This is a genomic window from Streptomyces sp. NBC_00457 (assembly GCF_036014015.1).
Taxonomy (GTDB): Bacteria; Actinomycetota; Actinomycetes; order Streptomycetales; family Streptomycetaceae; genus Streptomyces.
On sequence record NZ_CP107905.1, the window covers coordinates 9,652,200 to 9,664,687 of the forward strand.

Here is a 12,488-nt window from a genome sequence, read left to right on the forward strand (position 1 = left end):
TCACGGCTGAACTTCCCGTCCGGCGTCGGGAGTTCATGCCGGTGGCGCGGAACGCTGTCGTCGCTGATCCCGCGCCGGCGCGGGCGGCCGGGTGGCCGGAGCCGATACGGGCCCGGCCGCCCGGCCCCGGTCGGATCCGCGGAGACATGCGCCGTCCGGCCCTTCAATGCTGGACGCAAGATCGAAACGGCACCAGATTGGGCCGGGCGACGGTCAGTGTCCCCGAGGAGAGGCCCTCTCATCGTGCGTGTCTCGTCCCTAGCCCTGGTCGCGGCCAGTTGTGCCGTGCTCGCTCCGACTGCGTACTCCGCTCCCCGCGCCGAACCCGCCGTCACGGAACGACTGCCGGAGGTGAGGCGTGAGGGTGACGTCGGCGCCGCCGAGCTGCTGGCCAGGGTGCGGGACTGCGTCCCCGTGTCCGAGGGTCGCTATCGCCGCGATGCCGGCGCACCCGCGACCATTCCGGTGTGCGGCACCGAAGAAGCCGTCTTCTGGAAGGCCGACCTCGACATCGACTGCGACGGCCGGCCCGGCCCGCACTGCAACGCCCGGACCGACCCGCACTTCTCCGACGCCACCGCCTACCCGCAGTCCGACGGCGGCCCATTGGACGCCGAGAGCCTCCCGTACATCGTCGTGCCCGTGCCCAGTTCCCTCTGGGACCACAGTGCCCACGGTGTCGACGGCGGCGCGGTGGCCGCCGTGATCCACGGGGACCGGGTCCAGTACGCCGTCGTCGGCGACACCGGCCCGCGCGACCTCATCGGCGAGGCGTCCTACGCCGCCGCCCGCGGTCTGGGCATCGACCCCGACCCGCACGGGGGTGGCACGGACTCCGATGTCACCTACATCGTCTTCAAGGGCAGCCGGGTGAAGCCCATCGAGGACCATGCCGGAGCCGTGCTCATCGGGGAGCGACTGGCGCGGCAGTTCGTGCGGGGGCGGTGAGGTGTAAGACCCGTTTCCTTCGGGCCCGTTGCCCTCAGGCCCGTTTCATGCGGGGCAGTGAGCCGGAAGCCGCGGCTCGTGTCCGGACGGCGAGCGCAGGGTCAGACCGCCGCCCATCCGTCGTCGACCGGGAGGATCACGCCGTTGATGTTGCTCGCCGCGTCCGAGGCGAGGAAGACGATGGCGGCGGCCTGCTCCTCCGGCTGGGCCAGCCTGCCGAGGTTGACGAAGTGCGGGCCGAGCGTGGCGGGGCCGTGGGCGCTCTGATCGGCGTCCACCACGATGGCGGTCCGGGTGCCGCCCGGGGCGATGGCGTTCGCGCGGATGCCCTGCTTGCGGTACATCACGGCGAGGGACTTCGTCAGCCCCACGATGCCGTGCTTCGACGCGGTGTACGCGGCGCCCGCCGCGCTGCCCCGCAGTCCGGCCTCCGAGGCCGTGTTCACGATGGCGCCCCTGCCCGCCGCCAGCATGTGCGGCAGCACCGCCCGCGTCAGCAGGAACGGAGCGGTCAGGTTGACCCGTATGACCCGCTCCCACTCCGCGTCGCTCACCTCGCCGAGCGCCGACATCCGGTCCATGATCCCGGCGTTGTTCACCAGGACGTCCACCCCGCCGAAGCGCTCCACGGCGGTCTCGGCCACCCGGTCGACGACGGCCTGCTCGCTCAGGTCGCCCACCACGGCGACCGCTGCGCCGCCCGCCTCCTCGATCTCCTTGACGACGGCTTCGGCGCCCTCGGCGTTGAGGTCCGCCACCACCACTCGCGCACCCTCGGCGGCGAAGGCCAGAGCGGTCGCGCGCCCGATGCCCGAGCCCGCTCCGGTGACGATGACGCTGCGCCCGTCCAGTCCGCCGGCCATGAGGTGCTCCTGTCTGTGCGTAAGAAGGCTGCCGCCCCTTGCGCGGGGGCGCTGTGTGCCGGGGCGTCGCGCCCGAGCGGCCTCACTCTACGACTTAATGTCTTCGAGTGACATAAAGTGGTGAGGGAGAATTCGGCGCAGCAGCAACCGGAGCCGGAGGACCACATGACCGCCCCCAGCGCACGCACGGGACGCCCACCTCTCACCGAGGAGCGCAAGGCCGAGATCCGGCTGGAGATCGCCCGGGCGGCGGTGGACCTGTTCGTGGAGCAGGGGGTGGCCGCGACCACCGGCGAGCAGATCGGTCAGGCGGTCGGCGTGTCGGCGCGCACGGTGTGGCGCTACTTCCCGAGCAAGGAGAGCTGTGTGTCGCCGCTGTTCTCGGCGGGCATCGACATGATCGCCGACCGGCTGCGGGAGTGGCGGCCCGGGCGCTCTCTCGCCCAGGTCTTCTCACCGGAACTGGCGACCGACCACCGCCTCGTCGCCGGGCCTGACCGGGCCACTCTCGGCGCGCTCGTCCGGCTGACCCGCACCGAACCGGGACTGCGCGCGGTCTGGCTCCAGACCTACGACGAGGCCGAGCCGGTGTTCGCCCGTGCCCTCGCCGAGCGGGCCGGGCTGGCCGTCGACGAGCTGCGGCCGACGATCCAGGCGGCGATGTTCAACGCGGCCCTGCGCGCGGCCGTCGAGCGCTACGCCTGGCGCAGCGCCGAAGTGCGGATCGACCCGGAGACGGCGGAGGCCGAGCTGCTGGAGATCGTGCGCTCGGCGCTCGCCGTCGTCGAAGAGGGGCTCACGTAGGCCCAGTCAGGCCCAGTCAGGACCCCGGGGTCCTCACACCTTCCGATACGTGTACGCCTCCCCGGCCGCCGCCTCCACCGCCGCGAGGTCGGCCCCCGTCGACGCCGTCACGACCGCGGCGACCGCGCCCTCGACGAAGGGAGCGTCCACGAGCCGTGTGCCGTCGGGGAGTTCGTCGCCCTCCGCCAGCAGGGCCTTCACCGTCAGCACCGCGCTGCCGAGGTCGGTGAGGACGGCCACCCCGGCGCCCCGGTCCACGGACGCGGCAGCGGCGGCGATCAGTTCGGCGCTGGTGCCGAGTTCGCCACTCTCGGTGCCGCCCGCGGGAGCGACGGGCACCGCCGTGCCGCCGCCCGCGAGCGCCTGCGCCAGCTCGGCCACCGACGCGGCGACCTGCGCGCTGTGCGACACCAGCACGATCCCGACGAGCTTGCCGTCACTCACCGTTCGCCTCCGCAAGGGCCGCGATCAGCAGCGCCGACGAGGTGGCGCCGGGATCCTGGTGCCCGATGCTGCGCTCACCGAGATAGCTCGCCCTGCCCTTGCGGGCCTGCAACGGCGTGGTCGCGAGCGCCCCTTGCTCGGCGGCGGCCCGTGCCGCGGCGAAGGAGTCGTCGAGGGCGTCCACGGCCGGCACCAGCGCGTCGATCATGGTCTTGTCGCCGGGCGCGGCTCCGCCCAGCGTCATCACCGCGTCCACGCCGGTGCGCAGCGCGGCCGCGAACTCCTCCTCGCTCACCTCGGCCGCGTCCCCGAGCGCCTTGCCGGTGCGGCGCAGCAGCGTCCCGTACAGCGGCCCCGAAGCGCCGCCCACCGTCGAGATCAACTGCCGTCCGGCCAGGGTGAGGACGCCGCCGGGCGTGTCCGGGGCCTCCTTCTCCAGCGTGACGGTCACCGCGGTGAACCCGCGCTGCAGATTGCTGCCGTGGTCGGCGTCCCCGATGGGCGAGTCGAGAGCGGTGAGCCGTTCCGCCTCGCGGTCGACGGACGCGGCCGTCGCCGTCATCCAGCGGCGGAAGAAGTCGGCGTCGAGCACTGGATCTCCTTGCGTGGTAGGTGCGTTGGCTGTGTCCCCCGCCGGACTCACATGCCCCAGCGCAGACCCGGAGTCTTCACCGGCGCGTCCCACAGCGCGAGCGTTTCCTCGTCGATCTGGCACAGGGTGACCGAGGCGCCGGCCATGTCGAGCGAGGTGACGTAGTTGCCGACGAGCGTGCGGGCGACGGCCACACCCCGCGCGGTGAGCACCCGCTGCACCTCAGCGTTGAAGCCGTAGAGCTCGAGCAGTGGCGTCGCGCCCATGCCGTTGACCAGGACCAGCACGGGGTCACGGGGGTTGAGGTCCTCGAGGATCGCGTTCACGGCGAAGTCCGCGATCTCACCGGACGTCATCATCGCCCGCCGCTCCCGGCCGGGCTCGCCGTGGATGCCGATGCCCAACTCCAGCTCGCCGGGCGGCAGATCGAAGGTGGGGCTGCCCTTGGCCGGGGTGGTGCAGGCGCTCAGCGCCACACCGAAGCTGCGGGAGTTCTCATTGACCTGCCGGGCGAGTGCCTCGACGCGCTCCAGCGGCATCCCCGCCTCGGCCGCCGCCCCCGCGATCTTCTCCACGAACAGCGTGGCACCGGTGCCACGTCGCCCGGCCGTGTAGAGGCTGTCGGTGACCGCCACGTCGTCGTTGACGAGCACCTTCGCGACCTGGATGCCCTCGTCCTCGGCGAGTTCGGCCGCCATGTCGAAGTTGAGCACGTCACCCGTGTAGTTCTTCACGATGAACAGCACGCCCGCCCCGCTGTCCACGGCCGCCGCCGCGCGCACCATCTGGTCCGGCACGGGCGATGTGAACACCTCGCCCGGACAGGCCGCCGAGAGCATCCCCGGGCCCACGAATCCGCCGTGCAGCGGCTCGTGCCCCGAGCCGCCGCCGGAGATCAGGGCGACCTTCCCGGCGACGGGCGCGTCCCGCCGTACGATCACCCGGTTCTCCACGTCGACGGTCAGTTCGGGATGGGCCGCTGCCATTCCCCGCAGGGCGTCCGTGACCACGGTCTCCGGGACGTTGATCAACATCTTCATGGGTACCTCCTGGGGAGATTAGCAGATGAGTCTCTGGCCTGTGTCTTTGCAGGTCAGAGTGGGTTAAGTCAGTTGTCGATCTTGGCGGTCCATGGCGGTCGGAAGCGGGCTCTGGCGGGGCTGATGCTGACTCAATGCTGACTTTGATGACGGGGTGTCAGATGCTGTTGACGTACGGGTTGACGGTTCCAGACGCCTGCTCTCGGAAGTATCGACGCTGACCGGGCGCGGGGTCACGTGTGCGGACGCCAACGGGCGCGTGCGGGTCACACCGCTGGGCCATGCGGTGATTCATCGAAGCGATCAGGTTGTCCCCGCAGGCCGGCTGCCGCAGGTTTCCATCGCGCCATCCGAGCCGAGTTGGACGTCGGTCCGGAGGGTCGCGCCGACACGGCTGCCACCATCTGGGGCCTCAATGACCTCACCGGCGAGGCCCACCCCATCTTCCTGCAGCTGGCTCACGAATGACGACATCCCCAACACGGTCCTGCACGTGAGTTTCAAAGCGCAGCCCATAGATCCGTTGCGGCACGGCAAGGGGCGCCGTGCTGGACGGCGCGAGCGAGTTCCGGTCGGCGCAGTGACCGGTAGGGTCGCAGTCCTCTACGGGTATGTCTGCCGTGCTGACCTGTCGCCAGGTTCGGCCTGTACTGGATAGGCGGTCTGATCGAACCCGGCCGTGCTCAGACGGTGACCTCTGCCGGGAAGGGGCACGTCGCGTGGCAAGCGGTGCAGTCACAGTGCTGTGACGTCGCTGCGGCGGTAATCCGGCTTGAAGGGGCGGTGCGGAAACCGTTGCCCTGATTGAGCGCTGAGCGGTTCCCGATCTGCCCCAGAACACGCCCCCCTCGGTCCCGGGGCTGTGGCTGAGGAACGCTGCGATCGCGCAGAGGAGGGATGGTCTGCACAGGTGTCTGCACGTGAATTGGAAGGGGCCCGGGGCCGATTCCGAGAGCGTGATGGTCTCACGCAGGACGCTCGTCGCGGGATAGCGGGGCTCATAACCCGGCGTACAGCCCGACTCGTCTGCCATTAGGGCTCTGACCTGGACTTATGGTCTGGGCGGGGCCCTTTCCCGTGTCTGGGCACATCCCGCCTCTACCTGCGAGTTCCCGGGAGTTCCCGCGCAAGTGTGCACGCTTTGTGCACTGGGGCGCGTGCATTGGCGCAGAAGAGATAGGCGATCGGCACCTGGGCGACGGCTTCCACGAAGGCCATGCCGGGCATGGAGTACAGGTTCCACGGGACCCAGCCGAAGCTCTCGCGCACCACCGTGGTCATGAACCCGGCCGGTCCGTAGATCACGATCCAGCCGAAGCCGAGCACGAGCGGCGAGATGTAGATGGGCCAGCGCAGGACCTGTCCGATGACTCGGGCGGCCGGGAACCGGGTGCGCTCCAGGAGGATCGCCATGGGGACGGCGATGGCGAGCGCGAACACGGTGGTCAGGGCGGCGAAGTAGAGGGTGTTGAGGATGATCGTGCCGAACTCGGCCTCGGTGAAGAGGTTGCTGTAGTTCGACAGGGTGAAGGCGCCGCCCGCCGCGTACAGCGGCTGGTTGCGGAGCGACTGGAAGAGGATCGGGATGACCGGCGCGAGAACGAGCGCGGCGGTCAGCAGGAAGGTCAGCCAGTGGATGGAGACCTCGCGTCCGGCGCCGAACAGGCGACGGTACTGGGGTGCTCCCAGCTCGCCGGCGCGCGGGGTGCGCGGGGGGCCTCCCCGGCTCGAAGAGCTTGGGGAAGGGTCGGCCGGGATCTCAGCTTGGCTCTGGGCGGCCATGGCGGCTCCGTAAGTGCGGGGTGCGGGAGGGAGGCGGGTGACGCGGGCGGTGGACGGCGGAGAGGGGGCGGGTGCGGTCAGCCCGCTGCCTTGTCCCATCGCTCGACGTACTTCTCCTGCGTCTGCTCCGTCACCTCGGTGTACCGATAGACGTGGACGCGGTCGGCGCCGAGCTTGCGCTGCATGTCCTGGAGGCTGTCGTGGTCGTTCTGCTTCACGCCCTCCCGGTACGGCGACATTCCGCCCTTGGCCACGGCGGCCTGGCCTTCGGCTGAGAGGAGGAAGTCGACGAAGAGGCGCGCGGCGTTGGGGTGCGGGGCGGTCTTCAGGATGGAGGCGGAGCGGGGCATGACCAGGGTGCCCTCCGCGTAGTACGACCAGCCGAGCAGGCCGCTGCTGCCCTCGGCGGCCGGGATGGCGACGCCGCCGCTCATGTTGAAGGAGGCGTCGTACTCGCCGGAGACGACCTTCTCCACCAGGGTGCCGGTGGAGTGGTCGGCCTTGGCGAAGGGCAGCAGCCGGCCGAAGGTGTCCCAGCCGGTCTCGACGGCGCTGGTGTAGCCCTCGTTGGCGGAGTAGCCGAAGGCGTTGGTCGCGTCGTACACACCGATCTTCCCGCGGAACCGGGACGGCTTGGCCTCGACGACCTCGGCCAGGCCGGCGAGCCCGTCGGGGTACTGGGACTCCTTCAGGGTCTTGCGGTTGTACAGGATGACGGAGGCGTCGGTGGTGAACACCCAGACGCCGGGCAGGATCTCGGCCCAGTCGGGCAGGTGGTCCTTTCCGGCGAGCGGTATGCGGCGGCGAGGTCGCGGGTGGCGTAATCCGCCCACAGCGGGCCGCCGTTGGAGACCAGCAGGTCCGCGGGGGAGCCGCCGGTGGCCTTCTCGCTGTAGTAGCGCTCGTAGACCGCGGAGCTGCCGAGATTGGTGGCGCGGATGTCGGCGAGCCACGGGTAGTGGGCGGTGAAGGCGTCGAAGACCGGCTGCCAGTTGGTCTGCGAGGTCTGCGAGTAGATCAGGAGCTTCCGCTCGCTGCGCGAACCGTTGATGATCTTGTCGTAGTCGGCCGGGTAGTAGTCGGGGACCGGTTTCGCGTCCGCGTCGGCGTCCGCGTCGCTGCACGCCGTGAGCGTGCTGCCGGCGGCAGCGAGTGCCCCGAGGGCGGCGGCGCCGCGCAGCACAGTGCGGCGGGCCGGCCGGGATGCGGGGTCGGGTGGGGAGGCGGTCCCGGGTCGGGTGGGAGGCATAGGGGCTCTTCTCGGATGGGGCGCGACGGCGCTGTCAGCTGATGCGAGAGACCGGCGGGGGCAAGAGGACGTGCGGACGCCGGGGGGCGTGGGGGTGAGGGTGGTGCGTGCGTGTGCGCGTGGGGTGGGGTGGGGCTCGGGGGATCAGGGCCGCGGAGGCGCCCGGCCCTCCGGGGCCGGCATCAGGACGCCGCGACCGCATGGCGCACCACATACGGCAGGAGCCCGCCGTGGCGGAGATAGGCGAGTTCCTGACGGGAGTTGAGACGCAGGCGCAGGGCGGCCCGAGTGTGGGAGCCGTCGGGACGGGTCAGGTGCAGCCCGACCTTGTTGTCGCCGACGTGCAGGTCGTGCAGGCCGCTGAAGGTCAGCTCCTCCTCTCCGGTGAAGCCGTACGCCGACGCGTCGGCGCCCTCGGTGAACTCCAGCGGCAGCACGCCCATTCCGATCAGATTGCTGCGGTGGATGCGCTCGTACGACTCGGCGACGACCGCCCGGACACCGAGCAGCGCCTGCGCCTTGGCGGCCCAGTCGCGGCTGGAGCCCGCCCCGTAGTTGCGGCCCGCGACGACCACCAGGTCGTAACCCGCCGCGCGATAGGTGGGCGCGGCCTCGTGCACGGGAAGGACGGCGGTGCGGTCGGCGGTATGGGCATGGCCGCCCCGGAGTTCGCCGTGGGACCCGCCCGGCAGACGGTTCGTGACGGCGGCGTTGGTGAAGGCGCCGCGCAGCATGACCTCGTGGTTGCTGCGGCGCGTGGAGTATTGGTTGAGATCGCGCCGGGCGACGCCGCGCTCGGTGAGCCAGCGCCCGGCGGCGCTGTGGAGCGGGATCGCACCGGCCGGGGAGATGTGGTCGGTGGTGACATCGTCACCGAGCAGCAGGAGCACCTTGGCGCGCTCGATGTGCAGCCGCTCCGGGGCGAGCGGGGGCAGATCCGTGAGGTGCGGGGGGCGGCGGATGTACGTCGAGTCCGGGTCCCATGGGAAGCGGACGCCGCCGGGGGCCTCGATGTCACGCCACGCCGGGGTGCCCTCGCGCAGGCGGGCGGCGTTCTCACGGAACATCTCGGGACGTACGGACGCGGCGACGCGCGCGGCGACCTCTTCGTCGGTGGGCCACAGGTCCTTGAGGAAGACGGGGGCGCCGTCGGCATCGGTGCCGAGTGGGTCACGTTCGAAGTCGTGCAGGATCGACCCGGCCAGGGCGTAGGCGACGACCCAGGGCGGGGACGCGAGGTAGGACTGGCTGATCCGCGGGTTGACGCGCCCGGCGAAGTTGCGGTTGCCGGAAAGGACGGCCACCGGGTCGATGCCGCCGTCCTGCGCGATGCGCTCCAACTCCTCCTGCAGTGGGCCGGAGTTGCCGATGCAGGTCATGCAGCCGAAGCCGACGATGTGGAATCCGGTCAGCTCCAGGGCGGTCAGCAGCCCACCCTCGCGCAGGTAGTCCTCGACTACCCGAGACCCGGGGGACAGGGAGGTTTTCACCCACGGCTTCGTGTTCAGCCCGGCCGCCAGGGCCCGCTCGGCGAGCAGTGCGGCCTGCACGATCAGCGCCGGGTTGGCGGTGTTGGTGCAACTGGTGATGGCGGCGATGGCCACCGGCCCCTCGGGCAGGGGTTCGCCGAATGCGGCTGCTGGTTGGGATGTTGATTTTGCCGTGGGGCGGAAGGATGCCGGAACACGGGACAGCGGAAGGCGCTGGTGCGGCAGGTCGGGGCCGGCGAGGCTGGGCTCCACCGTGGCCAGGTCGAGATCGATGACGTCGTCGTAGCGTGGCTCGGGGCTGTCGTCGGTGCGCTTGAGCCCCTGCGCGGTGAGATACGCCTCGACGAGCCGCACGTGCTCCTCGTCCCGCCCGGTCAGCCGCAGATAGGCGGCGGTCTCGTCGTCGTACGGGAAATAGACGCAGGTGGCGCCGTACTCGGGCGCCATGTTGGAGACCGCCGCCCGCTCCGCCCAGCCGAGCGCATCGAGGCCGGGACCGCAGAACTCCACGAACCGGTCCACCACGCCTTTGGCACGCAGCAGCTCGGTCAGCGTCAGGGCGAGGTCGGTGGCGCCGACGCCGGGACGGAGCCGCCCGGTCAGGCGCACGCCCATGACCCGCGGGTACGGGATGGTGACCGGCTCGCCCAGCATCGCGGCCTGCCCCTCCAGACCCCCCACACCCCAGCCGACGACGCCGAGGGCGTTGATCATCGGGGTGTGGCTGTCAGTGGCGACGAGCAGGTCCGGGTGCAGCCACGGCAAGCCGCCGTCTCGCGGGTCGTCCTGCCAGACGACGCGGGCGAGGGTCTCCATGTTGATCTGATGGATGATCCCGGTGCCGGGCGGCACGACACGAAAGTTCCGCAGGCTGCGCTCAGCCCACTTCACGAACGCGTAACGCTCGCTGTTGCGGCGGAAGTCGATCAGCAGGTTGCGCTCGACCGCGCCTGGGCGGCCGTACTCCTCGACGATCACCGAGTGGTCGACGGTCAGGTCCACCGGGACGGCAGGCTGCAGCCGCTCAGGGCCCCCGCCCAGCTCGGCGACGCTGTCGCGCAGTGCGGCGAAGTCGGCGAGCGCCGGCAGGCACGTGGTGTCGTGCAGCATGATCCGGTTCGGGTGCACCGGCACCTCGCAGTCCCCGCTCCCGCTCAGGGCGCGGGCGAGGACGTCGTCGAGCGCGGCGGGAGAGCGACGGGCGACGTTCTCCAGGAGGACCCGTACCGCGTACGGCAGTTCGTCGAGCCGCGCCCCCGGCAGGAGGCGGGCCAGGGGCCGGTAGCGGTACGAGTGGCCGTCGACGGTGAGGACGGCGGTGCGGTCTGTGCTCATGATCCCTGCTGTCGTTCCGGGCGGGGCGGAGCCCGCGGCGGGGTGACCCGGACGGGGTCTGTGGTCGCCGGGCGCCAATATTGTCTCAAGCCGCGTATTGATACAACCGTCGGAGCGCGGGAATTTTCGAGCGGGGGATCGGGATGCGAACGAGGCCAGGCCCGGGGCGTCGGACACAGCGTCCGACGCCCCGGGCCTGGCCTCGTGGGAGTCTCTTTCGCCCTCGCCGGTGAACGGTCTTCAGGGGAGGGCGTGTTGATGGCCGAGCCGTCAGTGGAGTCCGGTCTTGATCTCCCTGACCTTGTCCAGGTGGCGGCGCAGGAATGCCGCCGCCTCCTCGCGCCGGCCGCTCTCGATCATGTCCAGCATCTGCAGATGCTCCCGCGCCTGGCCGGCCAGACGGGAGCGGTCGACCTGGTGCCGGTACTCGATGAGGCGGCGCAGTCGGTGCTGGCGGCGCGCGGCGTCGAGGAGGAACTGGTTGCCCGAGAAGCTCACGAGCATCTCGTGGAACGAGGCGTTGACGTGGAACAACTCGGCGCGCGGAAGCAGCAGAATGTCGCCGTGCAGGAGTGCCTCCTGCTGTTTGCGGTGTTGGGCCGCCACTTCGGGATCGATGGTGAAACCGGGTTCCAGCAGGGCGTTCGGCTCGATGATCATGCGGAAGCGGTAGCTCTGGTCGTGCGCCTCCACGGTCGAGAGCACCTGCTGGAACTCCCAGCCGCGCCCGCCGGGCCGGCGCCGCACCAGGTCCTCGGACTCCATGCGGGACAGCACTCGGTCGGCCTGCCGGGGGGCCAGTCCGTAGGTGCGGCTGACGTCCGCCGTGGTGAACGGGCCCGTGAAGCGGCCGCCGATGTAGTCGTCGGCGATGCGGAAATACGAATCCTCCTCGATGTCCGCCCCTTCGCCAAGGTCGGTGCGCGTCAGCGTGGCCGCACCGCGGGCGAGGAAGAAGCCCCGGTTGGGCTCGCGCCGGAGGATGCCGACCTCGACGAGGAAGAGCATGGCTTTGCGGGCCGGAGTGCGGGAGACGTCCAGTTCGTCAGCTGCCCACTGCTCGGTGACGTGCGCCCCCTCTGCGAGGCCGCTGTGGCGCAGCAGGTCTACGAGTCGGGTGGCGATGGAGGTGGTCAGATTGGGCCGCGACATCAACCTGCGCTCTTCGGGCGGGAGTGGGGGACGCCTCATCCTATGAGGCGGTGGCGGGCCTGACTGGGCCTGCGATGGACCGCCGACCGGGATTGTATCCCGTTGCGATCTAATACAGACTCTCGCGATGTCCGCCCGACCCAGTCCGGTGCGGGTCGGTCCGGCCCGCCCTGGAGTGACGCATTGCCAGTGAGAGGTACTGATGTATACGACGCCTGTCCCCACCGCCGATCTCGCCGACCGGTACGGCGACCGACTCCGCGTGTGCGACGTGCAGTTCACCTCGTACGGAGCCGTACGCTCCTTCGCGGGTGCCGTACTGACCGTGTCCTGTCGCGACGACAACGCCCTGCTGCACCAACTGCTGCGCACCCCCGGTGAGGGCTGCGTGGTGGTCGTCGACGGCGGGGCCTCGCTGCACACCACCCTGTTCGGTGACCTCATGGCCATCCGCGCTCTGGACAACGGCTGGGCGGGTGCTGTGGTGTACGGGGCTGTCCGTGACACGGCCGCCCTGGCCGGGATGGAACTCGGGATTCAGGCGCTCGGCACCAATCCGCGCAAGAGCGCGAAGGCGGGTGAGGGGACCGTGGATGTACCCGTGTCGTTCGGCGGCGTGACCTTCTCCCCCGGTGACATCCTGCACGCCGACGGTGACGGGGTGGTTCTGCTGCCGGCTGACTGAGCTGCCGTGACGTTCGTCATGGATCAGGTCCCGTGCTGGACCGCGTGTCGCTTTCTCGGCAGGTCGTGGATCACTTGGTGTGGCCGAGGGCTGGAAAAGGGTGC

Annotated in this window: 12 protein-coding genes; 3 read left to right on the forward strand and 9 right to left on the reverse strand. The window is 70.6% G+C overall.

Annotation, left to right across the window (positions count from 1 at the left end; translation table 11 throughout):
• Positions 1–243: 243 nt before the first annotated feature.
• Positions 244–948, forward strand: coding sequence for a glycoside hydrolase family 75 protein (locus OG828_RS44025; RefSeq protein WP_328370100.1), 705 nt, complete (start codon positions 244–246; stop codon positions 946–948).
• A 101-nt stretch (positions 949–1,049) separates the two neighbouring features.
• Here OG828_RS44025 and OG828_RS44030 read toward each other — a convergent pair whose 3' ends face one another.
• Entirely contained in the window at positions 1,050–1,811 is a 762-nt protein-coding gene (locus OG828_RS44030; RefSeq protein WP_328370103.1) for an SDR family NAD(P)-dependent oxidoreductase, read from the reverse strand.
• A gap of 165 nt (positions 1,812–1,976) precedes the next feature.
• On the opposite strand from OG828_RS44030, the gene OG828_RS44035 reads away from it, so the two are divergent.
• Positions 1,977–2,615, forward strand: a complete 639-nt coding sequence (locus OG828_RS44035; RefSeq protein ID WP_328370106.1) for a TetR/AcrR family transcriptional regulator — start codon at positions 1,977–1,979, stop codon at positions 2,613–2,615.
• A 33-nt stretch (positions 2,616–2,648) separates the two neighbouring features.
• On the opposite strand, the gene OG828_RS44040 is transcribed toward OG828_RS44035, so the two are convergent.
• The 8 genes from OG828_RS44040 to OG828_RS44075 form a co-directional block, all read right to left on the reverse strand.
• Positions 2,649–3,059, reverse strand: a complete 411-nt coding sequence (locus tag OG828_RS44040; protein ID WP_328370109.1) for a PTS-dependent dihydroxyacetone kinase phosphotransferase subunit DhaM — start codon at positions 3,057–3,059, stop codon at positions 2,649–2,651.
• A complete protein-coding gene (gene dhaL, locus OG828_RS44045) occupies positions 3,052–3,651 on the reverse strand; it encodes a dihydroxyacetone kinase subunit DhaL (protein ID WP_328370112.1) in 600 nt (199 codons plus the stop codon). Before dhaL ends, OG828_RS44040 begins: the two co-directional genes overlap by 8 nt.
• 47 nt (positions 3,652–3,698) lie before the next feature.
• Complete coding sequence (dhaK, locus tag OG828_RS44050; protein ID WP_328370114.1) at positions 3,699–4,691, reverse strand: dihydroxyacetone kinase subunit DhaK; 993 nt, start codon at positions 4,689–4,691, stop codon at positions 3,699–3,701.
• A 1,098-nt stretch (positions 4,692–5,789) separates the two neighbouring features.
• Positions 5,790–6,473 (reverse strand): ABC transporter permease, encoded by a 684-nt coding sequence (locus OG828_RS44055; protein WP_328370117.1) that lies wholly within the window; start codon positions 6,471–6,473, stop codon positions 5,790–5,792.
• 77 nt (positions 6,474–6,550) lie between these two features.
• Positions 6,551–7,210, reverse strand: a complete 660-nt coding sequence (locus tag OG828_RS44060) for an ABC transporter substrate-binding protein (RefSeq protein WP_328504336.1) — start codon at positions 7,208–7,210, stop codon at positions 6,551–6,553.
• On the reverse strand, positions 7,162–7,722 hold the full coding sequence (locus tag OG828_RS44065) for a hypothetical protein (RefSeq protein WP_328504337.1): 561 nt from the start codon (positions 7,720–7,722) through the stop codon (positions 7,162–7,164). Before OG828_RS44065 ends, OG828_RS44060 begins: the two co-directional genes overlap by 49 nt.
• A gap of 182 nt (positions 7,723–7,904) precedes the next feature.
• Positions 7,905–10,547: an aconitate hydratase AcnA gene (gene acnA / locus OG828_RS44070; RefSeq protein ID WP_328370122.1), complete on the reverse strand. Its 2,643-nt coding sequence runs from the start codon at positions 10,545–10,547 to the stop codon at positions 7,905–7,907.
• A gap of 270 nt (positions 10,548–10,817) precedes the next feature.
• Positions 10,818–11,699 (reverse strand): GntR family transcriptional regulator, encoded by an 882-nt coding sequence (locus OG828_RS44075; protein WP_328370124.1) that lies wholly within the window; start codon positions 11,697–11,699, stop codon positions 10,818–10,820.
• A 202-nt stretch (positions 11,700–11,901) separates the two neighbouring features.
• Between OG828_RS44075 and rraA the strand changes: the two genes are divergently transcribed.
• Positions 11,902–12,384 (forward strand): ribonuclease E activity regulator RraA, encoded by a 483-nt coding sequence (gene rraA, locus OG828_RS44080; RefSeq protein ID WP_328370127.1) that lies wholly within the window; start codon positions 11,902–11,904, stop codon positions 12,382–12,384.
• Positions 12,385–12,488: the final 104 nt, after the last annotated feature.